Source organism: Roseofilum acuticapitatum BLCC-M154 (genome assembly GCF_030068475.1).
Classification (GTDB): Bacteria; Cyanobacteriota; Cyanobacteriia; order Cyanobacteriales; family Desertifilaceae; genus Roseofilum; species Roseofilum acuticapitatum.
Genome location: NZ_JAQOSP010000133.1, coordinates 52,438 through 74,686, shown reverse-complemented (window position 1 = coordinate 74,686; position 22,249 = coordinate 52,438). Strand labels below are relative to the sequence as shown.

20 protein-coding genes are annotated in these 22,249 nt (G+C 47.1%); 12 read left to right on the top strand and 8 right to left on the bottom strand.

The window, feature by feature from the left end; translation table 11 throughout:
- Positions 1-3 precede the first annotated feature (3 nt).
- The 7 genes from PMG71_RS20965 to PMG71_RS20935 all read left to right on the top strand — a co-directional run bounded on the left by PMG71_RS20965 (position 4) and on the right by PMG71_RS20935 (position 10,593).
- A complete protein-coding gene (locus tag PMG71_RS20965; RefSeq protein WP_283755681.1) occupies positions 4-321 on the top strand; it encodes a GIY-YIG nuclease family protein in 318 nt (105 codons plus the stop codon).
- The gene (locus PMG71_RS20960; RefSeq protein ID WP_283755680.1) at positions 278-1,561 is read left to right on the top strand and encodes a restriction endonuclease subunit S; all 1,284 of its coding nucleotides are present in this window, start codon (positions 278-280) and stop codon (positions 1,559-1,561) included. The genes PMG71_RS20965 and PMG71_RS20960 overlap by 44 nt, the downstream gene beginning before the upstream one ends.
- Positions 1,558-2,628 carry a PDDEXK nuclease domain-containing protein gene (locus PMG71_RS20955; RefSeq protein WP_283755679.1) on the top strand — a complete coding sequence of 357 codons (1,071 nt, stop codon included), beginning with the start codon at positions 1,558-1,560 and terminating at the stop codon, positions 2,626-2,628. The genes PMG71_RS20960 and PMG71_RS20955 overlap by 4 nt, the downstream gene beginning before the upstream one ends.
- The gene (gene hsdR / locus PMG71_RS20950) at positions 2,625-5,108 is read left to right on the top strand and encodes an EcoAI/FtnUII family type I restriction enzme subunit R (protein ID WP_283755678.1); all 2,484 of its coding nucleotides are present in this window, start codon (positions 2,625-2,627) and stop codon (positions 5,106-5,108) included. Before PMG71_RS20955 ends, hsdR begins: the two co-directional genes overlap by 4 nt.
- A 97-nt stretch (positions 5,109-5,205) precedes the next feature.
- On the top strand, positions 5,206-6,378 hold the full coding sequence (sat, locus tag PMG71_RS20945) for a sulfate adenylyltransferase (protein WP_283755677.1): 1,173 nt from the start codon (positions 5,206-5,208) through the stop codon (positions 6,376-6,378).
- A gap of 107 nt (positions 6,379-6,485) precedes the next feature.
- A complete protein-coding gene (locus PMG71_RS20940) occupies positions 6,486-8,798 on the top strand; it encodes a caspase family protein (protein WP_283755676.1) in 2,313 nt (770 codons plus the stop codon).
- Between the two features lie 97 nt (positions 8,799-8,895).
- Positions 8,896-10,593: a tetratricopeptide repeat protein gene (locus PMG71_RS20935; protein WP_283755675.1), complete on the top strand. Its 1,698-nt coding sequence runs from the start codon at positions 8,896-8,898 to the stop codon at positions 10,591-10,593.
- A gap of 41 nt (positions 10,594-10,634) precedes the next feature.
- Here PMG71_RS20935 and PMG71_RS20930 read toward each other — a convergent pair whose 3' ends face one another.
- Positions 10,635-12,239 carry a DUF3370 domain-containing protein gene (locus tag PMG71_RS20930; protein WP_283755674.1) on the bottom strand — a complete coding sequence of 535 codons (1,605 nt, stop codon included), beginning with the start codon at positions 12,237-12,239 and terminating at the stop codon, positions 10,635-10,637.
- 181 nt (positions 12,240-12,420) lie between these two features.
- Between PMG71_RS20930 and PMG71_RS20925 the strand changes: the two genes are divergently transcribed.
- Positions 12,421-13,149 carry an MORN repeat-containing protein gene (locus PMG71_RS20925; protein ID WP_283755673.1) on the top strand — a complete coding sequence of 243 codons (729 nt, stop codon included), beginning with the start codon at positions 12,421-12,423 and terminating at the stop codon, positions 13,147-13,149.
- A gap of 53 nt (positions 13,150-13,202) precedes the next feature.
- Here PMG71_RS20925 and PMG71_RS20920 read toward each other — a convergent pair whose 3' ends face one another.
- Together PMG71_RS20920 and PMG71_RS20915 are read right to left on the bottom strand one after the other, a co-directional pair.
- Entirely contained in the window at positions 13,203-14,030 is an 828-nt protein-coding gene (locus PMG71_RS20920) for a SirB1 family protein (protein WP_283755672.1), read from the bottom strand.
- A gap of 3 nt (positions 14,031-14,033) precedes the next feature.
- Positions 14,034-14,201: a hypothetical protein gene (locus tag PMG71_RS20915; protein ID WP_283755671.1), complete on the bottom strand. Its 168-nt coding sequence runs from the start codon at positions 14,199-14,201 to the stop codon at positions 14,034-14,036.
- A gap of 25 nt (positions 14,202-14,226) precedes the next feature.
- Between PMG71_RS20915 and thrC the strand changes: the two genes are divergently transcribed.
- The 3 genes from thrC (at position 14,227) to PMG71_RS20900 (ending at position 17,178) form a co-directional block, all read left to right on the top strand.
- Positions 14,227-15,531 (top strand): threonine synthase, encoded by a 1,305-nt coding sequence (gene thrC, locus PMG71_RS20910; RefSeq protein ID WP_283755670.1) that lies wholly within the window; start codon positions 14,227-14,229, stop codon positions 15,529-15,531.
- Between the two features lie 80 nt (positions 15,532-15,611).
- Positions 15,612-15,887 carry a MoaD/ThiS family protein gene (locus PMG71_RS20905; protein WP_347179356.1) on the top strand — a complete coding sequence of 92 codons (276 nt, stop codon included), beginning with the start codon at positions 15,612-15,614 and terminating at the stop codon, positions 15,885-15,887.
- Positions 15,888-16,209: 322 nt separating this feature from the next.
- A complete protein-coding gene (locus tag PMG71_RS20900) occupies positions 16,210-17,178 on the top strand; it encodes a phosphodiester glycosidase family protein (RefSeq protein ID WP_283755668.1) in 969 nt (322 codons plus the stop codon).
- Here PMG71_RS20900 and ureG read toward each other — a convergent pair.
- From ureG to PMG71_RS20885, 3 genes are read right to left on the bottom strand one after another with little or no spacing between them, the layout of a single operon-like run.
- Positions 17,159-17,752, bottom strand: a complete 594-nt coding sequence (gene ureG, locus PMG71_RS20895) for an urease accessory protein UreG (protein WP_283755667.1) — start codon at positions 17,750-17,752, stop codon at positions 17,159-17,161. The two genes, PMG71_RS20900 and ureG, sit on opposite strands and share 20 nt — an antisense overlap.
- 21 nt (positions 17,753-17,773) lie before the next feature.
- Positions 17,774-18,448 carry an urease accessory protein UreF gene (locus tag PMG71_RS20890; RefSeq protein WP_283755666.1) on the bottom strand — a complete coding sequence of 225 codons (675 nt, stop codon included), beginning with the start codon at positions 18,446-18,448 and terminating at the stop codon, positions 17,774-17,776.
- Positions 18,449-18,450: 2 nt separating this feature from the next.
- Positions 18,451-19,806 (bottom strand): hybrid sensor histidine kinase/response regulator, encoded by a 1,356-nt coding sequence (locus PMG71_RS20885; RefSeq protein ID WP_283755665.1) that lies wholly within the window; start codon positions 19,804-19,806, stop codon positions 18,451-18,453.
- Between the two features lie 209 nt (positions 19,807-20,015).
- On the opposite strand from PMG71_RS20885, the gene PMG71_RS20880 reads away from it, so the two are divergent.
- Entirely contained in the window at positions 20,016-20,618 is a 603-nt protein-coding gene (locus tag PMG71_RS20880; RefSeq protein ID WP_283755664.1) for a DUF4126 domain-containing protein, read from the top strand.
- Here the strand turns inward: PMG71_RS20880 and rsmI are convergent.
- Positions 20,615-21,451, bottom strand: a complete 837-nt coding sequence (rsmI, locus tag PMG71_RS20875) for a 16S rRNA (cytidine(1402)-2'-O)-methyltransferase (protein ID WP_283755663.1) — start codon at positions 21,449-21,451, stop codon at positions 20,615-20,617. The genes PMG71_RS20880 and rsmI overlap by 4 nt on opposite strands.
- A 48-nt stretch (positions 21,452-21,499) precedes the next feature.
- Positions 21,500-22,177 (bottom strand): response regulator transcription factor, encoded by a 678-nt coding sequence (locus PMG71_RS20870; protein ID WP_283755662.1) that lies wholly within the window; start codon positions 22,175-22,177, stop codon positions 21,500-21,502.
- Positions 22,178-22,249: the final 72 nt, after the last annotated feature.

The window sequence follows — 22,249 nt, the reverse complement described above, 5'->3', positions numbered from 1 at the left end:
AAAATGCCCTATATGTATATCCTTGAATGTTCGGATGGTTCTTTCTATACGGGAAGTACAAAGGATTTACCTCGACGTTTATGGCAGCACCAAAATGGGTTAGGGGCAAATCATACTAAAAAACGATTACCCGTAAAGTTGGTTTATGCAGAGTATTATGATCATGTAGCAGATGCGTTTTATCGAGAAAAGCAGGTGCAGGGCTGGAGTCGCAAAAAAAAGATAGCGTTGATGAATAGTGATTGGGATAAACTTCATATTCTGGCGGAATGTCAGAATGAATCACATTATCGAAGGGGGGAGTATTCAGTTGATAGTTGATAGTGGAGAGTTAGTGGTTAATAGTTGGCAAATAAAAAGTTTAGAGGATATTTGCGAAAACCTTGATAGTCAGAGAGTTCCTATCACAAAATCCAAAAGAAAACCTGGCAGTATTCCATATTATGGTGCTTCAGGTGTTGTAGATTATGTGGATGATTATTTATTTGATGAAGATTTGCTGTTAGTATCTGAAGATGGTGCAAATCTTTTAGCAAGAACTTATCCGATAGCATTTTCTATTAGTGGGAAGACTTGGGTAAACAACCATGCCCATGTTCTTAAATTTGCCGATAGATCAACTCAGACTTTTGTAGAATATTATCTAAATTCTATTTCACTTGAACCATATATTAGCGGAGCAGCACAGCCGAAACTTAATCAACGAAAGCTAAACTCTATACCTATTCCCCTCCCCCCGCTTGAAGAGCAGAGGCGGATTGTGGCGATATTGGATGAGGCGTTTGAGGGGATCGATCGCGCGATCGCAAACACCAAGCAAAACCTCGCCAACGCCCGTGAAATCTTTGATAGCTACCTAAACTCAATCTTCACCCAGAAAGGCGACGACTGGGTTGAGAAAAAGTTAGGAGACACTGAAGTTTTACGAATAATTGACGGTGATAGAGGGAAAAACTATCCTAAGAAAGCTGATTTCTACCCTGAAGGCTATTGTTTGTTTCTAAATACCAAAAATGTCAGACCAGATGGTTTTAACTTCGACACAACAATGTTTATTACTGAGGAGAAAGATAAAGCACTTCGGAAAGGAAAACTGATGCGTAGAGATGTCATTCTTACAACACGGGGGACTATTGGTAATATTGCGCTCTATGATGACAGTGTGGAATTTGATCATATTCGCATCAATTCGGGGATGCTAATTTTTAGACCGAATGAAAAAGTTATTACATCAGAGTATTTATTTGAAGTAATGCGTTCATCCATCGTGAAGTTGCAGATTAAGCGTTTTACCTCTGGTGCAGCACAACCTCAGTTACCGATCAAAACTTTGGTTAATTTTTCCTTTCCTATTCCTACACAATTAGAAGACCAAAATCGGATTGTTGAAAATTTGCATCAACTTTCTGATGAAACCCAACGCCTCGAAGCCATTTACCAACAAAAACTAGAAGCCCTGCACGAACTGAAACAATCCATCCTGCACAAAGCATTCACCGGAGAACTCACCAACCCTTCGGCTTCGCTCAGGGTGAACCCCACTAAGGAGGCTGCTGCATGAGCGAAATCCAGCCAACACCAGAAAACAGCCTGTTTAGCGAAGTCAAAGCCTTAATCGACACCGCTAAACAGCGTGTCGCCACCACTGTCAACGCTGAACTAACCCTCCTCTACTGGCAGATTGGACATCGCATTTATACCCAGATACTCAACCAAGACCGAGCCACCTACGGCAAACAAATCATCAGTACCCTCTCCCAACAACTCACCCAAACCTACGGAAAAGGCTGGAGCAAACGACAACTGTGGCAATGTGTTCAGTTTGCCGAAACCTTCCCCGACCTCGAAAAAGTGAACACACTGTGTGCAGAATTGAGTTGGTCACACCTGCGAACCCTCACCAGCATTGATGACGACCTAAAACGGGACTTTTACATCGAACTCGCGCAACTCGAAACCTGGAGCGTCCGCCAACTGCGAGAGCGCATCGACTCCATGCTCTACGAACGCACCGCCCTTTCCCGTAAACCGGAAGAGACTATCCGCCACGACCTCGACCAACTGCGGGAAACCAAAGCCGTCTCCCCCGACCTCCTGCTGAAAGACCCTTACATCCTCGACTTCCTCCAACTCAATGACCGTTACCTCGAAAAAGACCTCGAAGATGCCATCCTCCGCGACCTAGAGCAATTTCTGTTGGAATTAGGAGCAGGGTTTACCTTCGTTGCTCGTCAGAAAAAACTGCAAATCGATAACGATGACTTTTATATCGACCTCCTGTTTTATAACCGCAAACTCAAACGCCTCATCGCCATTGACTTAAAACTGGGCAACTTCAAAGCCGAATATAAAGGACAAATGGAACTCTATCTACGCTGGCTGGCAAAATATGAACAAGAACCCGATGAAAATACCCCTCTGGGTATCATTCTCTGTGCGGGCAAAAAGCAGGAACAAATTGAACTCCTCGAACTCGATAAAAGCGGGATTCACGTCGCCGACCCTTCGACTTCGCTCAGGGTCAAATATCTCACCGTCCTCCCTCCCAAAGATGTACTGCAAAGCAAACTCCAACAAGCCATTACCAACGCCCGTAAAAGACTCACAGTGGAGGATGAACCCCAATGACCAGGAACGAAGCCGAAACCAGAACCGAACTTATTGACCCTGCCCTCCGCGCTGCGGGGTGGGGTGTGGTTGAAGGAAGTAGGGTAAGAGAGGAAACCCTAGCCCCTGGTCGTCTCATTGGTGGAGGCAAACGCGCCCCCGCTAAATACGCAGATTATGTCCTCACCTACCGCGATCGCAAACTGGCGGTCATCGAAGCCAAAGCAGAAGGGGAATACTACACCAAGGGAGTCCAACAAGCCAAAGACTACGCCGAACGCCTCCAAATCCGCTACGCCTACGCCACCAACGGCAAACGCATTTATCAAATTGATATGCTCACCGGAAACGAGCAGGATGTTGAGCATTATCCCAGTCCTGATGAACTCTGGGAAATGTCTTTCCCTTCGACCCTTCAACAAGTTCAGGGCAACGCACAATCAGGGCAAGCCGAAAATCAATGGCGCGATCGCTTTGCGGCTGTTCCCTTTGAAGACAAAAGCGGGTCATGGGAAGCCCGTTACTATCAATATATTGCCATTACTAGGGTATTAGATGCGATCGCCCAAGGAAGAAACCGCATCCTCCTTACCCTCGCCACCGGAACAGGCAAAACCTGCATCGCCTTTCAAATTGCCTGGAAGTTGTTTCAGAGTCGTTGGAATAGGAGTTGTCTTCGGCTTCGCTCAGACAACTCCTCAGACAACTCTAGAGGGTTGAGCGCAGAAACTGGCGGGTTGAGCGCAGTCGAAACCCGTCGCCCTCGCATCCTCTTCCTAGCAGACCGGAATAACCTCGCTAACCAAGCCTTTCTCGAATTCACCCCCTTTCCTGCTGATGCCCTCGTCCGCATTGACCCCGATACGATTCGGAAAAAAGGCAAAGTCCCCAAAAACGGGAGCATCTTTTTTACCATCTTTCAAACCTTTATGACCGTAACCGATGACGACACCTCGACTTCGCTCGGTGCAAGAGAAGACAGTGAACCTAACTTCAACTTTAGTGAATATCCCCCCGACTTCTTTGACCTCGTAATCGTAGATGAATGTCACCGAGGGGGTGCGAAAAACGAAAGCACCTGGCGGGGTATCCTGGAATATTTCTCCCCTGCGGTGCAACTGGGACTAACCGCCACCCCCCGCCGTGATGATAACGTCGATACTTACAACTACTTTGGCGACCCCGTTTACGAATACTCCCTAGCCCAAGGCATCGAAGATGGCTACCTTACGCCCTTCAAAGTTCACCAAATCCAAACCAACCTCGATGAATATGTCTATAGCGACGAGGATATTATCGAAGCGGGAACCATTGAGCGCGATCGCGTTTATACTGAAGCCGACTTCAACCGCATCATCGAAATGCGCCCCCGTGAAGCCTATCGCGTGCGAACCTTCATGGAAGCCATTAACCAGAATGAGAAAACCCTAGTTTTCTGTGCCACCCAACAACACGCCCTAATGGTACGCGACCTCATCAACCAAATGAAACTCAGCAATGATCCCAACTACTGTGTACGAGTGACCGCCGATGATGGCGCATTAGGAGAACAAAACCTCCGCACGTTCCAAGACAACGAGAAAACCATCCCCACCATCCTCACCACCTCCCAGAAGCTCTCCACCGGAGTCAACGCCAGGAATGTGCGAAACATCGTCCTCCTGCGTCCCATCAACTCCATGATTGAGTTCAAACAAATTATCGGTCGGGGAACTCGCATCTTCCAAGACAAAGACTACTTCACCATCTACGACTTCGTTCGCGCTCACGAAAAATTCAACGACCCTGAATGGGACGGCCCGCCCCAAGAACCCCCCACAGGCATCACCCCCCGCCAACGCCGTCCTGATGCCAACACCAATAGAGAACAACCCTCCAACCCCGATCAACCCCGCCCACGCCCCGAAAAAATCGTCATTGAACTTCCTGACGGCAAAAAACGCAGCATCCAGCACACCTCTCAGACCACCTACTACTGGAGTCCAGAGGGTAAGCCCCTCTCCGCCACCGAATTTATCCAACGTCTCTACGGAGAACTTCCCAACTTCTTCCATGACGAAGCCCAACTTCGTCAACTTTGGAGTCGCCCAGATACCCGCCAAACCCTGCTCGAAGGGTTAGCCGAGAGAGGCTACGGACAAGACCAACTCGCAACCGTCCAAACCCTGACCAATGCTGACAACAGTGATATTTTTGACGTTTTAGCCTTCCTCGCCTACAACAAAAAACCCCTCAGCCGTCGAGAACGAGTCATCGCCCACAAAAGCCTGATTTTCTCCCGCTATACGGGCAAGCAGCAGGAGTTTCTCGACTTCGTACTCGACCAGTATATCCGCGAGGGAGTTGGCGAACTCAACCAAGCGAAATTACCGGAACTTCTAAAGCTTAAATATTACAGTATCAATGATGCTATGTTGGAACTCGGAGACGAGAAACAAATTCGGAATATGTTTATCAATTTTCAGGAATGGCTCTATCTTGACCAAAACCAAGCCAGTTAGAGCATCGGTGAAATCGATTTCCCGATCGCGTCCCAAAACTTGGTACGATGAATGGGGCACAACATTACTTAAATTTTCCAAGTTACAGCCTTATCTTATGACTATTCATCCTGATGGCATTCCTCCCCATGGTGGTCACCTCATTAACCGAGTGGTTACCCCAGAAGAAAAGCAAGAATATTTACAAAAAGCGGACAGCCTACCCAGGGTACAACTAGACGAGCGAGCCTTTTCTGACTTGGCCTTAATTGCGATCGGCGGATTTAGTCCCCTAACTGGTTTCATGGAACAAAAAGACTATGAAACCGTAGTGACTGATATGCGCCTAGCCAATGGACTCCCCTGGGCTATTCCCATCACCCTATCGGTGAGCAAAGAAGTGGCAGACCCCTTACAAGAAGGCTCTTGGGTGCGTTTAGACGACCCGGATGGCCGCTTTGTGGGCATTTTAGAATTAACCCAGAAATATCAATACAACAAAACCCATGAAGCCCAAAATGTTTATCGTACAGACGACGAAAAACATCCAGGGGTAAAAGTGGTTTACGAACAGGGAGAAATCAATTTAGCTGGCCCCATTTGGCTGTTACAAAGAGACCCCCATCCCCTCTTTCCCAAATATCAAATTGATCCGGCTGACACGCGGGCGGCATTTAAGCAAAAAGGTTGGAAAACGGTGGTCGGTTTCCAAACCCGTAACCCCGTCCATCGGGCCCATGAATATATTCAAAAATGTGCCATGGAAACCGTGGATGGTCTGTTGCTCCATCCCCTAGTGGGAGCCACTAAGAGTGATGATATTCCGGCAGATGTGCGGATGCGTTGCTATGAAATTATTTTAGAAAAATATTATCCCCAAGACCGGGTAATGTTGGCGATTAATCCGGCCGCCATGCGCTACGCTGGGCCGAGAGAAGCGATTTTCCATGCTATTTTGCGGAAAAATTATGGCTGTACTCATTTTATTGTCGGTCGCGATCATGCGGGGGTTGGGGACTATTATGGAACCTATGATGCCCAATATATTTTTGATGAGTTTGAACCGTCAGAATTGGGCATTGTGCCGATGAAATTTGAACATGCTTTTTATTGCAAGTTAACCGGAGGCATGGCGACGGCCAAAACGAGTCCGAGTAAACCGGAAGACCGGATTCATTTATCGGGGACTAAAGTGCGGGAAATGTTACGGTCTGGCCAACTTCCGCCCCCAGAGTTTTCGCGCCCAGAAGTAGCGGCTGAGTTGGCTAAAGCGATGCAGCTTCAGCAATAGAGTAAAGCGAGTTGTAGGGTGGGCTGTGCCCACCTACTGAACTAGCCAGCTTAAAAAAGGCGAAAAAGCTGATAGGCTGATAGCGGAGAGCAGAGAGCTGATGGCAGATGATGAAGCGGCGGGAATTTCTACAGCAGGCAGGGTTAGCCTTAGCCACGTTAGGCATAAGTGAAGCCAGTTTATGGCAGATGAGCGATCGCACTCTGGCGGCGATCGCCAAACCCACCTCTCGCAAGTTAGCCCTATTGGTGGGCATTAATCAATATCCTCTCTCAGAAAACCTCAAACTCAGAGGATGCTTAACGGATGTGGAACTGCAACGGGAACTATTAGTCCATCGCCTAGGGTTTAGCCCCCGCGATGTGCTAACCCTGACCAATGAGCAAGCCACCCGTGAGAAAATTGAATCTGCCTTTATCGATCATCTGATTGGCCAAGCTCGTGCCGATGATGTGGTGGTCTTCCACTTTAGCGGTTATGGTCGCTATGTGCAGACCGGAGAAACTCCAGTAGATTTGCAAAGTACCTTAGTCCCCATTGATGGTAATGCGTTACAAGCCTCTGGAAGACCCATTAACGATCTGCTCGAATCAACCCTACAACTGTTGCTCAAATCCCTGAAAACGACTCAAGTCGTGACGGTTCTCGATACCAGTTATGCTCCCATGAAGCAACAACAGTGGGCAACCTTACGGGGGCGTTCCTATCCGAATTTGCAAGAGACTTGGCAAAGTAGCACTATTGAACTCACCCCAGAAGTGCAAGCCCTGCAAGAACAACTGCGGGAGACGCTGAAAGCGGATGCTGAACAGCTCAGGGTGCAACGTCGGTTCGGACAGTTACCCGGTGTAGTGATTTCTGCGGCTACCCCCATTCAGCGGCCCCTAGAACTGGGGGTAATGCGTACAGCAAGTGTGGTGCGTGGGGAACAGGCTTTTGAGAGTCAATGGAATGGGTTTAGTGCGGGACTGTTAAGCTATTGGCTGACTCAGCATTTGTGGTTAGCTACTGTGGGCACTCGTTTACCGGTGAGTTTAGCCATGATCTCGAATCAAGTGCAAAATCTGGCGGGCGATCGCGAACAACTCCATTTAAGCGGGGTGAAAAGCCAGGAAAACCCCCAAGCAACGATTCAGGAACAACTGAGCGATCGCCCGGTGGCGGAAGGGGCGATCCAGGCGATCGCCGAAGAAGGCAAAACCTTAACCCTATGGCTCGGTGGACTGCCTCCAGAAGTTCTCAATGACTATCAGCCCCATTCCCTATTTACCCTCATCTCCACACCCGAACCCACTCCCCTGATTGAATTGCGCTCCCTAGAAGGCTTAAAAGCAAAAGCGGTCGCTCTCCCTGGGACTAACCCTGACCTGCATTTCAAAGAAGGAGACTTGATTCAAGAATCGGTGCGTTGTCTTTCCCGTTCCCTAGACTTAGTGGTAGGCATTTGTCAAGATTTAGAACGCATAGAACGGGTTGATGCAACTAGCGCTTTTTCAGGGATTCCCAATGTATCGACTGTGGTTTTAGGAGAATCCACCCAAGCGGTCAATTGTGTGTTTAGTAAGGGAATGAATGCTGAAATATCCCAGGATATGAATCTACACAATAGCTATGGGTTATTTTCCCCCGGACTAGAGTTAATTCCCCATACCCTGGGAGAGACCGATGAAGCTGTAAAAACAGCTATCCGGCGGTTAACCCCCACCCTCGATAGTCTTTGGGCGATGAAACTCCTACAGTTAACTCTCAATGGTGGATCGTCCCGGTTAGCGGTACGAGCTACCCTAGAGAAGCTACACCCCGAACGGCAAATTCTGGCGAGACAGGAACCGGGGCGATCGCCCATTCCCCGAACTTCGACGGCTAAATTGCCCTCCCTACTCAATCTAGAGATTGGCAGTCGCATTGGTTATCGTCTCCATAATCAGGAAGAACGCCCCTTATATGTGATGTTATTTGGCTTAGATCGCTCCGGCAACTTAAAGGTCTTTCGCCCTTCTAAAGTCTCCTTATCTCCCAAAAGTGTCACCCCTGCTTCTGGAGAGCAGACGGAGCCAAAAGTGGCTGTAGAAAACCAGCAGTTAGTCATTCCCCCTGGAACCAGTATTTTTCTACCAGAGGCGATCGCCCCCGTAGAATGGACAGTATGCTGTGGAGAAGGATTAGCCCAAACCCAAGTGATCTTTAGTGTGGCTCCCTTTACACAAACCGCTAAAACCTTGAAGTTAGCCGAATCTTCAGCCGGATCGAAGGGCCTATCCGGTACAGTGAAAAATCCAGGAGCTACAGCCAAAGCGGTTTTAGAAGATCTACACCAGGCCAGTAGTGCCGACATTGCCCCAGAATGGATTAAACCCGATAGTTATGCATTTTCGGTTAAGGCCTGGTGTTCTTTAAGCTTTATTTACCGGGTGGTCTAGGAGTGTATTCAAATGAACTCGTCAATTGAACTGAAAATGGGATAATTTGGAGAAATCTTGCAGGTTTTGCACGGGCACTCAATCAGCTCTAAATCATATGATCAACAATCAGATAGCATTAATCCTCTCTACCCTCCTGTGGTCTACGGGAGGAGTGGCAAGTTTAGCAGGGGTTGAACCTTCAGCCGCTCAAGGGGTTGAACCCTTACAGGAAGAACAGCTTATGGCACAAGGGGGACGACTAGATCCAGAGGTGCGGGAGGCGATCTCGGATGAAGTGGAGGCGACTCTATTTAGCACGATGATCTCGATGAATGCTTTGTTTGTGGCCTTTTTAGCGTTGTTTTTTGCCCTGGTAACGATTGGATTTTGGCTACAACTGCAACGGTTGAAGCAACAAACTGAACTGCATAAACAAGAGTTGGCCAGCTTTCAACAGGATGCGGTATTTTCATTGAAGCAGACGATTGGATCGGCTGAAACGGTCTTAGAGGCGATCGAGGAAAAGGAATTATTAGCAGAACAACAAATTAATCAAGCGAAGTCAGAAGCGGTTTCTCAATTAAAGGGTATTGCGGCGGAGACGGAAAAAGCTAAAGATGAAGTCTATCAAAAATTAGCGGAAGTTTTGCCCCGGCTAACAGAAGCGGCTAATACAGTGCAAAATAGTAATGGTGCTAATGGTGCTAATGGTGCTAATGGTACGAATGGCACAAATGGCACAAATGGGGTCGGAATCCAACCCCCACCGCCTCCGTCCTATTCTAAGGCGGCCAATGAGTATCTTAGGCAAGGGGATACGCAATTTCTGCAAGGTCGTTATCATGAGGCGATTACGCTTTACGATCAGGCGATCGCCCATCAAACCAATTTTCCCGAAGCCTGGAATAACCGTGGCGGTGCATTAGCTAAACTCGGCCGCCATCAAGAGGCGATCGCATCCTACGATCGGGCCTTAAAATTACGGGAGAATTTCCCGGAAGCCTGGAATAATCGCGGCGGAACGCTGGCTAAATTGCAGCAATATGAGCAATCTTTAGAATCCTATCAAAAAGCGGTTGCTTATAAACAATCTGACCCCCTGATCTGGATGAATTTAGCCAATGTTTTGGTGAAACTTCAGCGCTATGAAGAAGCGGTTTCTGCCTATGATAAGGCGATTCAATATCGAGCGGACGATCCCTTGCTTTGGCAACAGCGTGGGAATTCTTTGGCCCAAGTACGGCGCTATGAACCGGCTTTAGATTCCTATAATCAGGTGCTGAGTTTGCAAGCCAATAATCCGGAAGTTTGGTACGCCAAAGGCTATGTGCTTTACGAGTTGCAACGGTATGAAGAAGCCCTACAAGCTTACGATCGGGCGATCGAACTCGAAGATAATAAAGCCGATTACTGGAATAACCGGGGGAATGCTTTAGAAAAATTGGAGCGTTTTGATGAGGCGATTTCCTCCTATGAACAAGCTCTACGCCTAAAACCGGATAAATATGAGGCTTGGGATAACCGGGGCTATACCCTCAGTAAACTCCAACGCTATAAGGAAGCTCTATCGAGTTTAGATGAAGCCTTAAAGTGCAAGCCCGATCATGCGAATGCCCATTACAATAAAGCCTATTGTTATGCCTTAATGGGCGATCAAAAATCCTCCCTGATTAGTTTGCATCGAGCGATTAAAATTAATCCCATTTATCGGGAATTGGCTCAGAATGATGCGGACTTAGAATCGGTTCGCAATCATCAAGTGTTTAAACGGATTATGGCGGGAGAATTGAAAGTTGCTGGTTCTGCTTCTTAAGTGAATTGGATTAAAAAGCAGACTATGTTGACACAACTCAATCAATTCTCCGTTTTAACCGTTAACACTTGGGGAGGGGTAGCATCGGGGGGATAAATGAGATCGACTTGCACTTGTTGGCGATCGCCCGGAGCCAGGGTTAACTCTAATAAGGGTTCTCCCCGTTGTCCTCGCTGTTGGACGAGATGCACATAGCGTTCTGTCTCTTGTCCCTGGGAATTGCGATGTACAATTCGCACGGTTCCCCGGAAAAAGATCCGATCTTCTGGAGGCTCTAAAAACATTAATAGTCCTTGTGTGCCATCATCTTTTAAGGGGGTTTGCAAAGAAATAGTAACCCTTTGGGTTTTCTGGGTATTGTTATACAAGGGCAGGGTTAAATTATATTCAACTCCATAGTTGCCATGGCCAAAATAGGCCGTATCCGGATAGCGGGTTAACATCGGAGCGCTTTGGATTTGCCCTGTACCCAAGCGACCGCGATGGAGTAAACTCAATCCATAGGCGATCGCCCGTCCCGCTTTAGGAATCGTTAAATCGGGTGACTGGGGATTATCTGTTAATGTGGTTGTCCATTGTGAACCCTGGGAAATTCCCGCCACTCGACCATAAATAAACTGAGCTGGAAAGTTTGTTGTTTTATTGTCAATCGGAGTCGGTCGTAAATCCCTTGGGCCTGATAATGTCCCATTCACCAATAAATTCTGCCATTCCTGCAATGTGGGGACGCGCTCTGTACCATCCGGGTTTTTCGGGGAAAGCATGGCTAAATTAGCTACATGAACTGGGCCATCTGTCTGTACCCGCAATAAAGTAGAGCGACCATTGGAAGTGGGAAGCACCGTTCCCGCAGGAATGGGAAGATTCATCAATTGCTGCACCTGTCCGGGTTGAATCACCATCACATCGGGCCAAGTCCCTTGTTTGCGACCGCGCAAAACATCCCCTACGGCCCGACTTCCTGGGCCGGAAAAGATGGTTCCTAAGCGATTATCAACAATTTCGGGTAAATCGATAAAAATGGCATCCGGGCGAGTGAGATAACTGGCTCCTTCCAAGACTCTTAGAGTTATGGGTTTATCTGTGGGGTTATAGACTAAAATTCCTTGAAAAAATGAGCGAATTTCCGCTTGAGTCCGGGCGCGAGAAATATGATGGGCAAAAATATCAAATCTGCCCTCTAAGGGATAATTGAGGTGTGCCTGGGGATAGCGCATTCCCTGTTGCGGAAAAGTGGATAAGAGAATGCCTTCGGTTTTCACCAGTTCGGGACTATTACTATTAAAGACCGGAATTTGATCCAGTTGCCCGGATAGGGGACGGACTTCTGTGGGTTGTAAAAATTCAAATTGTGGCAAGGGATCGAGTTGGGGAATTTGTTCAAGAGGACTTAACCGCTCTGGAGGGGGGAGGGGAGGTGGAGTCGGTTTCGGACTGGGTTGAGGGGTGGGTCTAGGGGCGGGATTTATGGGTATGGGAGCGGGTTGAGAAGGGGGAACTGGAATTTGGGAGAAAATCAAAACAGAAACTAATGGCAGCATGGGGTTGCGGTAGAATGAATTAACAAGAACTCCAGCAGAAGGGTTGATGCTTGCTTGGTGTACAAGGGTTAACTCGATGAGGTGGCGATCGCCCAAATTGGGCATCGGACTATCGAGTACCGATCGCCAGCGCCAAGCGCTCTACATTACTCCCTAGGATCTCGATCGGGATCGGGGAAGTTTAGAACAACAATTAATGGAATTTTTTCCCATTAAACCGGATCAACTTCAACCCTATATGATAGAGAAGTTTGAACATTAAGACCAGATCGTGGGATAAAGGGCAATGAAACGGATGATAGAACAACCGAGACTAGGATGCCATCATGGTTTTAATCGGGGATGGGCGCTTTCCTTGATGGCAATAACGGTGACTGCTATCGGTGGGTTTAGCCTCCCTGCACAAGCTAACCCTAATTCTCTGTGTCAAGGGAATTTTAGTGATGACTCTTTAACGGGTGAAGGGATTTGTACTCTCCCTAGTGGCACTCGCTATCAAGGACAACTGGTAGAGGGGATCTTTCAGGGTCAAGGAACCCTGCGTTTTCGCAATGGGGTTCAATGTCAAGGGACATTCCGCAATGGTCGTTTGCAGGGGAATGGGGTTTGTTCGTTTCCCGGAGGATATCGCTATGAAGGACAGTTTCAGAATGGCCAGCGTTTGGGCCAGGGGGCGATCGTTTTGAATACCCGAACGCGCTGTGAAGGGACGATTCAGAATCAGCAGTTGAATGGAACAGGGGCTTGTGTTTATGGAAATGGCGATCGCTATCAAGGCGCTTTTCGTAATGGTCGCCCCGATGGTCGCGGTTCCCTCAATTTTGCCAATGGAACTCAGTGTAGTGGAGCGTTTCAGGATGGGCAATTGAATGGCTTTGGCACTTGTATTTTTCCCAGTGGAAATCGTTATGAGGGCAATTTTCGCAATGGCATGAAACAGGGTCAGGGCGTATTTACTTATGCCAATGGCACGAGGTTAGAGGGCAATTGGGAAGCGGGAGTGTTGAAGAAGTAGGGTCAGATCGGTAGTTTGGGATGTTTTTTGAGTGGGTACTTAATGATACTCAATTATACCTGGCCGGCTTCCATTTTGGCTAAAATTTGCCGAATCATTAATCCATCTTGGGCTTGGGGGAGATAGCGCAAATAGTCTTCTAAATCTTGGGTGGCTAAACTCCAGTTGCCTAATTCATAGGAGATTAAACCGCGATCGCGCAATTCCATTGGTGCTTGGGGAAATAAGAGCAAAATCCGCTCAATGGCGGCTAAAGCTTGATCGATTTGATGATTTTGCAGATAGATCACTTTTAAGTTCGTCAACATTCGCGCTAAAAATTGGCGGGGAGTGACAGGGGCTAGAAATTCGGGTTGTAAATCAACCGGTTGTCTATAAATCTCGGATAGGCGTTTGGCACAGTCTTCAGGAAATAGGACTTCTCCTTGATGAAAAGCATCAACAAAAATTCCGGCATCTTCAAAATCAGGACGGATCAAAAAATGACCGGGCATTCCAATCCCCACCATGGGAAAGTCTAACCGTTGGGCAAGCTCTAAATAGACGAGAGCAAGGGTGATGGGGATACCGGTGCGTCGGTTGAGGACTTCATTTAAGAAGCTATTGCGCGGATCGTAATAGTCTTCTGTATTCCCCCGAAAGCCGAGCTGCTCATAGAGATAATGATTGATGGTTTGGATGACACGCAGGGGATAGCGCTGACTGGGGAGCTGGGTTTCGATCTCCTCTGCCATGCGATCGAGTTGTTGCAGGGATTCAGCCGGATCGAGTTCAGGATAGTCTTCTTTCGCAATGTAAAGCGCTGCCTTGGCTAGGGAGATGGAGGCTTCTGGCTGCTGTATTTCTTGATAAAACTGTTGTCTGGCTCTGGGAAAATCCATAATCTAAACTTTATTTTTTCCATTTTCTTCTAGTTTGGCACACTTGCGTCCCTCTGTTGGCTGAAAGGCTTGATAATTCTGGATTTTATTAATCCCGACTAAAAAAGTCGGGATTGTTTGACGAGCCTTGACCCCCGTGATACGATGCAAATCGAGGATCGCAAATCGCATGTTAAACAGAGAGGAAGACGAAGTTATGACCCTTGCCACCGAAACCTTAAACCGGAGTTCCCAGGCTGCCTGTGAAAAGCTAGTCTGTAAAGAGTGCGGCACAACTTATGAACTCGAAGCCAAGCATGTGTGTGAAGAATGCTTTGGCCCCTTAGAGGTCAGTTATAACTACGACCGTTTGCGCCAGCAAGTGACCCGTGAAACTATTGAAGCGGGCCCCAACTCCATTTGGCGCTATCGTCAGTTCCTTCCTCTACTGAGCGATAACGTGATTGATGTGGGTACGGGGATGACTCCTCTTCTGAAGGCGAACCGGTTGGCGCGGCAGTTGGGTCTCAAAAATCTTTATATTAAAAATGATGCGGTGAATATGCCGACCCTGAGCTTTAAGGATCGGGTGGTATCGGTTGCCTTGTCGAGAGCAAGGGAATTAGGGTTTTCTACGGTATCTTGTGCGAGTACGGGTAACTTAGCTAATTCTACCGCCGCGATCGCCGCTCACGCAGGCTTAGACTGTTGCGTATTCATTCCCGCCGACCTCGAAGCCGGTAAAGTATTGGGAACCCTGATCTACAATCCCACCCTCATGGCTGTCAAAGGCAACTACGATCAAGTCAATCGCCTCTGTAGCGAAGTTGCCAACACTTACGGCTGGGGATTCGTCAACATTAACCTGCGTCCCTACTACTCGGAAGGCTCCAAAACCCTAGGCTATGAAGTGGCTGAACAACTCGGTTGGCAACTCCCCGATCATGTCGTCGCCCCCCTAGCTTCCGGCTCCTTGTATACCAAAATTTACAAAGGCTTCCAAGAATTCATTAAAGTCGGCTTAGTCGAAGATAAATCGGTGCGCTTCAGTGGCGCTCAAGCCGAAGGTTGCTCTCCCATCGCCTCCGCATTCCGGGAAGGACGGGACTTTATCGCCCCTGTCAAACCCAACACCATCGCCAAATCCATCGCCATCGGTAATCCTGCTGATGGAGTTTATGCCCTCGATTTAGCCCGTAAAACCAACGGTAATATCGAATCCGTTAATGATGCGGAAGTGATTCAAGGGATTAAACTGCTGGCAGAAACTGAAGGTATCTTCACTGAAACCGCAGGGGGAACAACCATTGCGGTTCTCAAAAAACTGGTTGAAGCCGGTAAAATCGATCCCGATGAAACCACCGTCGCCTACATTACTGGTAATGGCTTGAAAACTCAAGAAGCGGTTCAAGGGTATGTGGGTGAACCCCTCACCATTGACGCGAACCTGGATAGCTTTGAGAGAGCCATGGAACGGGCGCGTACCCTCGATCGCCTAGAATGGCAACAAGTATTGGTCTAAACCCTTAGTCCCACTATAATCCGGAACGGGGGAAAAGTTTCCCCCGTATCCCTCAGTCTAAAAGAGAGAAAAATACTGCAATCATGGTTAAAGTTTTAATTCCTACTCCCCTACAAAAATACACCAATGATGAAGCAACGGTGGAAGTAGAAGCCGTCACAGTTGCCGAACTCATCGATACTTTAGAAACCAAGTACCCAGGGATTAAAAACCGCATCTGCGATGAGTCTGGAAAAGTGCGCCGCTTCTTGAATATTTATGTGAAAGAAGAAGATATTCGCTTCTTAGATAATACGCAAACCCAACTGAGCGATGGGGATGAAGTGAGTATTGTCCCCGCAGTTGCTGGCGGTTAGGTTTTCTTCTTTCTGATTACAGATTTGCATGAACTCAACTCCATTGAGCCACAGCTTTTGAAGCTGTGGTTTTTTATCGTGCTGGGTGTTATATAGCAAACCTAAATGAGTTATGTAATGGCTGCCCCTCATCCCCCTGCCCCCTTCTCCCGCAGGAGAAGGGGGAAAAGTCAAGAATCCCGTGGGAGAGGGATATAGGGAGAGGGCATTGTCTGTTGCACAACTCATTTAGACTAGCTATATCAAGTCCGGTTTCCGCAAGCGGACATGAAAATGAGTTAAACTAGCGGGCAAGATGCCCGCACTCCCTACATTTTTAATTATGGTATTTCCGCTTCGCGGACATGAACAAGCGGACTTGATATTAGGACTAGGAATGGGTAAATTGTTTTCTAAAAAACTTTGGAAAATTGGGTTAATTGTTGTCGGTTTACTATTGGGGATTCCTGGGGGGATTTATGGGATTTTATTACTCTCACGTCCGGCTCGCACTCCCTTAGTCGAGGAGCTATTTCCAGGGGTGATTTATCGCCGTTTGATTAGCTCAACTCCTCGTCCCTTGGTGATTCATCAGGTCAAAATTGACTTCAATATTGCCCAGATGCAACCCTTTGTTACTCCGGGAGATCTGCAAGCTGATGGTATGGAAATTAGCGCTCGCACGACTTCGGAGTTTGTGCGGGAATTTGGGGTACAGTTAGCGGTCAATGGCAGCTTTTTCTATCCGTTTGAGGTGAAGTCCCCTTGGCAAGTGTATCCTGAATCGGGCGATCGCGTGCGAATTTCGGGCCAGGCGATCGCCAATGAGATCGAATATTCCCCAGTCAATGGAGGTTGGCCGGTTCTCTGTTTCCTCTCTTCAGGTCACGCAGTCATTCCCGGTAGCGATGCTTGTCCCCCAGACACTCAACAGGGACTTGCTGGAGGCACGATTTTAATCTGGGAGGGGAAAGCGGTTCCCTTAAATTCAGGAACGTTTTATGATGATCCCTATCCTCGGACGGCGATCGGGTTGGATGCATCGGGAATGCAAGTGTTTATTCTGGTAGTCGATGGCCGTCAACGGTTTTATAGTGAGGGGATTTCTCTACCAGAATTACAAGCGCTGTTTGTCGAGTTGGGGGTAGATAGGGCATTAAATTTAGATGGGGGTGGCTCGACGACTCTGGTGGTTGCCGATCCTAATCTTAGGGTTCTCAATGCACCTATTCATACTCGTATTCCCCTGCGTCAGCGACCAGTGGGGAATCATTTAGGATTTGGAATAGGGATTACAAATAGCACTCAATAAATTCGATGACTTCTGCTAGTCCGGTATTATTTTTCAGGTTGGTAAAGATAAAGGGTTTGTCACCGCGCATTTTTTTTGCATCCCGTTCCATGACCTGGAGATCTGCTCCGACTAAGGGCGCAAGGTCGATTTTATTAATCACTAATAAATCAGATTTGGTAATGCCTGGGCCACCTTTGCGGGGGATTTTATCTCCAGCGGCCACATCAATGACATAAAGGGTGATATCGACTAATTCAGGGCTAAAGGTAGCGGCTAAATTATCGCCGCCGCTTTCAACAAAGAGCAGATCTAAATGATTGAATTGTTGCTCTAGTTGCTCGATCGCCACTAAATTAATGGAAGCATCTTCTCGAATCGCCGTATGGGGACAGCCTCCCGTTTCTACGCCAAGGATGCGATCGCTAGATAAAGCACCCGATCGCACCAAAAACTGGGCATCTTCTTGGGTATAGATATCATTAGTGACTACAGCAATTTGATACTGGTCTCGTAGGGTCTGACACAGTAAATTCACTAAAGCCGTTTTTCCCGATCCAACCGGGCCAGCTACTCCCACACGCAATTGAGTCATAAGCAAACCAGAGCCATTCTTTTAGCTTCTAAACAGTCGAGTATATTGGGTTTCATGGGCCATGCAGGAGAGAGCAAAGCCCCAGTTACAACTATAAAGGTTATCATCCTCTAGGGCTAGAATTTCAGGAACGATCGCCCCCATGTGCGGATGAAGCCGAAACAGCAGTTTTTGGCCCGTAGTTTGACCCAGGGGAATCAGTTTTACACCAGCCGTAATCAGGTTAGAGATCCAGCTTTGTAGATAGGCTAACAGTGCCTCTGTGGGGGGAATCTGCCAATGTTGGGCGGCGATCGCAAACACTAGGGGATAACTCCATTCTCTGCCCAAGTCCTGCAAAACCGGCGTAAGCTCTGGTTCCAAACTTTGCAGCAGCAGTCCCAGCGATCGCCCCATTTGCACCGTTTGTTGCCGCAACTCTTCCGTTTCTCGCATCGCCAAAACCCAATAATTCCAATAGCGTAGAGCTTCGCGATCGCATTTTTCCATCGCCTCCCATCCCCGGATCAAAACCGCCCCTTCAATCCGAATCGAGCCTAACCGTAAGCCATCCCTTAACCAACCCTCTAAAGACCATTCATCCCTAATTTTTCCCTCTTCTACTAAAGTTTCCAACCCTTCGGAATAGCTGTAAGCACCTACCGGTAAAGCAGGACTAGCCAATTGTAATAAGGACAGTAAAACCAAATCATCCATAATTAATCGGCCTGTTTAACCGGCACTTGAATCACAAACTCTGTACCCTTCCCTAACTCCGAATTGCACCCTAGAAAACCCTGGTGTTTTTCCACCACAATAGAATGACTAATCGATAACCCTAAACCTGTCCCTTTTCCTACCGGTTTCGTCGTCACAAAAGGACTAAAAATTTCCGGAATTGTCTCTTCCGGAATTCCTGGGCCATTATCAGCAATCTTAATTTCTACCTTCCCCCCACTGATCGCCTTAGTCGTTAAGGTAATTTCATTGGGATGATCTTTCAAATCATCATAACTTCTCTGTTGTTTCTCATTTTCCTCATCCAGGGCATCAATAGCATTCGCTAAAAGATTCATAAACACCTGATTTAAGGGGCCAGCATAACAATTTACAATCGGCAAATCTCCATAATTTTTATTAATCTTAATTTCCGGTCGTTGATCGTTCGCCTTTAAACGATGCCTCAAAATCATTAATGTACTTTCCAATCCTTCATGGATATCCAAATCCGTACAAGTATTACTATCTGACCGAGAAAAATTTCGCAGGGATAAACTAATATTGCGAATTCGTTCAATTCCCGACTCCATAGAAGAGAGCATATTAGGCAAATCTTCCATCAAATAATCTAATTCAATATCTTCTGCATGTTCAGCAATTTCATCTCCTGGATCGGTAAACTGTTTTTGATATAACTTCAAATGCTCAAAAATATCTTCCGTATATTCCATCGCCATACTAATATTGCCCGCAATAAATCCCACTGGATTATTGATTTCATGAGCAACCCCAGCCACCAACTCCCCTAAACTGGACATTTTTTCACTTTGAATCAGTTGAATTTGAGCTTGTTGAAGTTGACTGAGGGACTCTTTTAATTGTGCTGTGCGATCTTCTACCCGTTGTTCGAGATCTTCTGTTAAGCTTTTTAACTGTTCATTTTGAATTTTGAATTTACGGGTTAAGTTTTGTAACTGAAGATGAATATTCATCCGAGCTAAGACTTCATCTTGTTGAAAGGGCTTAGTGATATAGTCTACTGCGCCAATCTTCAACCCTTTGACCTTATCAACCGTATCCGATAAGGCTGTCATGAAAATCACCGGAATCTCCTGGGTTTGGGGAGACTCTTTAATCCGACGGCAGGTCTCAAACCCATCAATCCCCGGCATCATCACATCTAATAAGATCAAATCTGGGGTAATTTCCTTGAGCTTTTCTAAGGTGCTTTCCCCATCCTTCGCCACCAGGACTTTAAACCCTGATTCTTTTAAAAAGCTAAAGAGGACTTTGATATTTGTCGGATTATCATCGACAATTAAGATTAAGTCTTGTTTCGCCGTCTCCATCTCCATAGGTTATTTCTCCAATCTCTTTTGTTAGACTAACTTTAGGAGTTCCCTATCGGCAAGTTTGAACATAGAGGAGGAGTGCTGACTGATGAGGAACATCTGAAGGGACTCCAGGTGCGATCTAGATCATCATGTTGGTCTCTGTTCCGATCCAAATATGGGATGTCCCACCATTGATACTTCATAATAAAGATTGTACAAGTGGATAAATTATGGTTGAGCTTTTAGCAGCCCTCTCAGCTTCTGCATCGGCTGGCCTCAGAATTGCCCTGCCCCTGTTAGTGATTGGTCTATTACATGGCGACTCCCTATGGTCTCGCGTTCCTATTCTATCTTTAATTCCTCCCCAAGTTGTATTGGCGGTGTTAGTGAGTTGGTCGTTGTTTGAATTGGTTGCACCTAAGAAACTTTTGGGTCAACGGGTGCAGCAGTTGCTCCAGGTGGTGTTTAGTCCTGTGGTGGGAACGATCATGGGAATGGCGATCGCCCAAACTGCCCTCGAACAAACCCCCTGGATGATTTGGATCGTTGGTGGAGTTGGCGGGATCTTAGCCCTTGTTCTACAACTGGTACAAGCGGGATGGTTCTATCGTCTTCGAGGAATTCCCCTATGGGCCATTTTCCTGCAAGATCTACTCTGTGTATTTTTAGTCTTATTCGCCTTTGATGCTCCCCAACAAGGGGGACTGATTGCTTTATTGTTATTATGGTTAGCCATTCGTAGCTCTAAGGAGTGGTATCGCTGGTATGTAGAGCAGGCAAAACCCGACGATAGTGGAAGCCATCCCCGTCGTCATAAAAGTAATCCTGATTAATCGATCGCATCCGGCAGTTCTAAGGCCATTTGGTACAATTGCCGTTTGGGAAGATGGGTAAGTTGCGCTAAGTGACGGCTGGCTTGCGATCGCGACCATCCTTGCTCTAATAAATCAGCTAACTCGGCTTTCAGGGCACTTTCAGATAACGCTACATTCTCCAGATCTGCACCTGCCAACACTAGGGTAAACTCTCCTTTGGGGTGATGCTCTTGATAATATTGGATCGCTTCCTTTAATGTCCCTCGCCAAAACTGTTCGTAGAGTTTCGTCAATTCGCGAGCAATGGTGATTTTTCGCTCTTCTCCACAAGTATTGCTTAAATCTTGTAGAGTAGCTTGCAAGCGGTGGGGCGCTTCATAGAGAATAACCGTGCGAGTTTCCGTTTTGAGCATCTCTAAACGTTGTTGACGGGGTTTCCCTTTGGGGGGTAAAAAGCCCTCAAAACAGAAGCGATCGCTCCCCAACCCGGAAGCAGACAGAGCCGTTAGAGCCGCATTTGCCCCAGGAATAGGAATCACATCCAGTCCCGCTTCTAATGTAGCTTGAATCAATTCATACCCTGGATCGGAAATACCAGGAATACCCGCATCACTGACTAAGGCGATCGCCTTTCCCTCTTGCATCAGTGCCAACAGTTCCGGAATACGCTGCTGCTGATTATGTTCATGGCAGCTCATTTGCCGCGTCTGAATTTGGAAATGTTGCAACAGCTTACCCGTATGGCGAGTATCTTCAGCAGCAACAATCTCCACCGACTGCAAAACTTTCACCGCCCGAAACGTCATATCCTCTAAATTGCCGATGGGTGTTGCTACTATATATAACGTCATTATTAAAAATTATGGGTCATAGGGCATATACCCATTCCCCCATTCCCCTCAAGATTGATTTAATCCATGCTCGATCGCAAACCGGACTAACTCCGTGCGGCTGTTGGTTCCCGTTTTGACAAACAATCGGCTCACATATTTTTCCACATTCCGCACGCTGGTTTCCAGACGGCGAGCAATTTCCTTATTCATCAAGCCTTCTGTGACTAAGTTCAAAACACTTTGCTCCCTAGGGGTAAAATCAATTTGAATCGGGCTGGTTTGAGTCGATACCGTATGCCCTTGTTGCAGAATGCCCTGAATTTGATTGAGTTGTTGTTTAATATCATCCAATTCTGTTGAATTACTCGCTGCTGCTCGTCGTTCGAGTAAGTTTTTGATGATTACTTCTAATTCTTCTGGATCAAAAGGTTTCGGTAAATAGGCATCGCATCCCGCTTGATAGCCTTGGATGCGATCGGAAGTCATCCCCTTAGCCGTTAAAAATACTACCGGTAAAGCCTTAAATCGGTCATCTTCCCGCAACTGTTTCAAGAACTGATAGCCATCCACTTGCGGCATCATAATATCCGAAATCACTAAATCTGGGACAATGTGTTGAACTTTTTCCCAACCTTCAATGGCATTATTCGCTACTTCTACTGTGAACCCTGAATCTTCGAGATAATCTTGTACAGCCTCCCGCAGTCCCGGTTCATCATCCACCAATAACAGTTTTGCTGACATAGAGTTTTAAGCGATAGGGTTAATCTTGCTATTGTAACCAATTTTGGGATCAATTTATGAATTTAGGGCGAT

Coding starts and splice junctions, on each gene's coding strand:
- PMG71_RS20965 (WP_283755681.1), top strand. CDS start 4: ATGCCCTATATGTATATCCTTGAATGTTCGGATGGTTCTTTCTATACG.
- PMG71_RS20960 (WP_283755680.1), top strand. CDS start 278: ATGAATCACATTATCGAAGGGGGGAGTATTCAGTTGATAGTTGATAGT.
- PMG71_RS20955 (WP_283755679.1), top strand. CDS start 1,558: ATGAGCGAAATCCAGCCAACACCAGAAAACAGCCTGTTTAGCGAAGTC.
- hsdR (WP_283755678.1), top strand. CDS start 2,625: ATGACCAGGAACGAAGCCGAAACCAGAACCGAACTTATTGACCCTGCC.
- sat (WP_283755677.1), top strand. CDS start 5,206: ATGACTATTCATCCTGATGGCATTCCTCCCCATGGTGGTCACCTCATT.
- PMG71_RS20940 (WP_283755676.1), top strand. CDS start 6,486: ATGATGAAGCGGCGGGAATTTCTACAGCAGGCAGGGTTAGCCTTAGCC.
- PMG71_RS20935 (WP_283755675.1), top strand. CDS start 8,896: ATGATCAACAATCAGATAGCATTAATCCTCTCTACCCTCCTGTGGTCT.
- PMG71_RS20930 (WP_283755674.1), bottom strand. CDS start 12,239: ATGCCCAATTTGGGCGATCGCCACCTCATCGAGTTAACCCTTGTACAC.
- PMG71_RS20925 (WP_283755673.1), top strand. CDS start 12,421: ATGAAACGGATGATAGAACAACCGAGACTAGGATGCCATCATGGTTTT.
- PMG71_RS20920 (WP_283755672.1), bottom strand. CDS start 14,030: ATGGATTTTCCCAGAGCCAGACAACAGTTTTATCAAGAAATACAGCAG.
- PMG71_RS20915 (WP_283755671.1), bottom strand. CDS start 14,201: ATGCGATTTGCGATCCTCGATTTGCATCGTATCACGGGGGTCAAGGCT.
- thrC (WP_283755670.1), top strand. CDS start 14,227: ATGACCCTTGCCACCGAAACCTTAAACCGGAGTTCCCAGGCTGCCTGT.
- PMG71_RS20900 (WP_283755668.1), top strand. CDS start 16,210: ATGGTATTTCCGCTTCGCGGACATGAACAAGCGGACTTGATATTAGGA.
- ureG (WP_283755667.1), bottom strand. CDS start 17,752: ATGACTCAATTGCGTGTGGGAGTAGCTGGCCCGGTTGGATCGGGAAAA.
- PMG71_RS20890 (WP_283755666.1), bottom strand. CDS start 18,448: ATGGATGATTTGGTTTTACTGTCCTTATTACAATTGGCTAGTCCTGCT.
- PMG71_RS20885 (WP_283755665.1), bottom strand. CDS start 19,806: ATGGAGATGGAGACGGCGAAACAAGACTTAATCTTAATTGTCGATGAT.
- PMG71_RS20880 (WP_283755664.1), top strand. CDS start 20,016: ATGGTTGAGCTTTTAGCAGCCCTCTCAGCTTCTGCATCGGCTGGCCTC.
- rsmI (WP_283755663.1), bottom strand. CDS start 21,451: ATGACGTTATATATAGTAGCAACACCCATCGGCAATTTAGAGGATATG.
- PMG71_RS20870 (WP_283755662.1), bottom strand. CDS start 22,177: ATGTCAGCAAAACTGTTATTGGTGGATGATGAACCGGGACTGCGGGAG.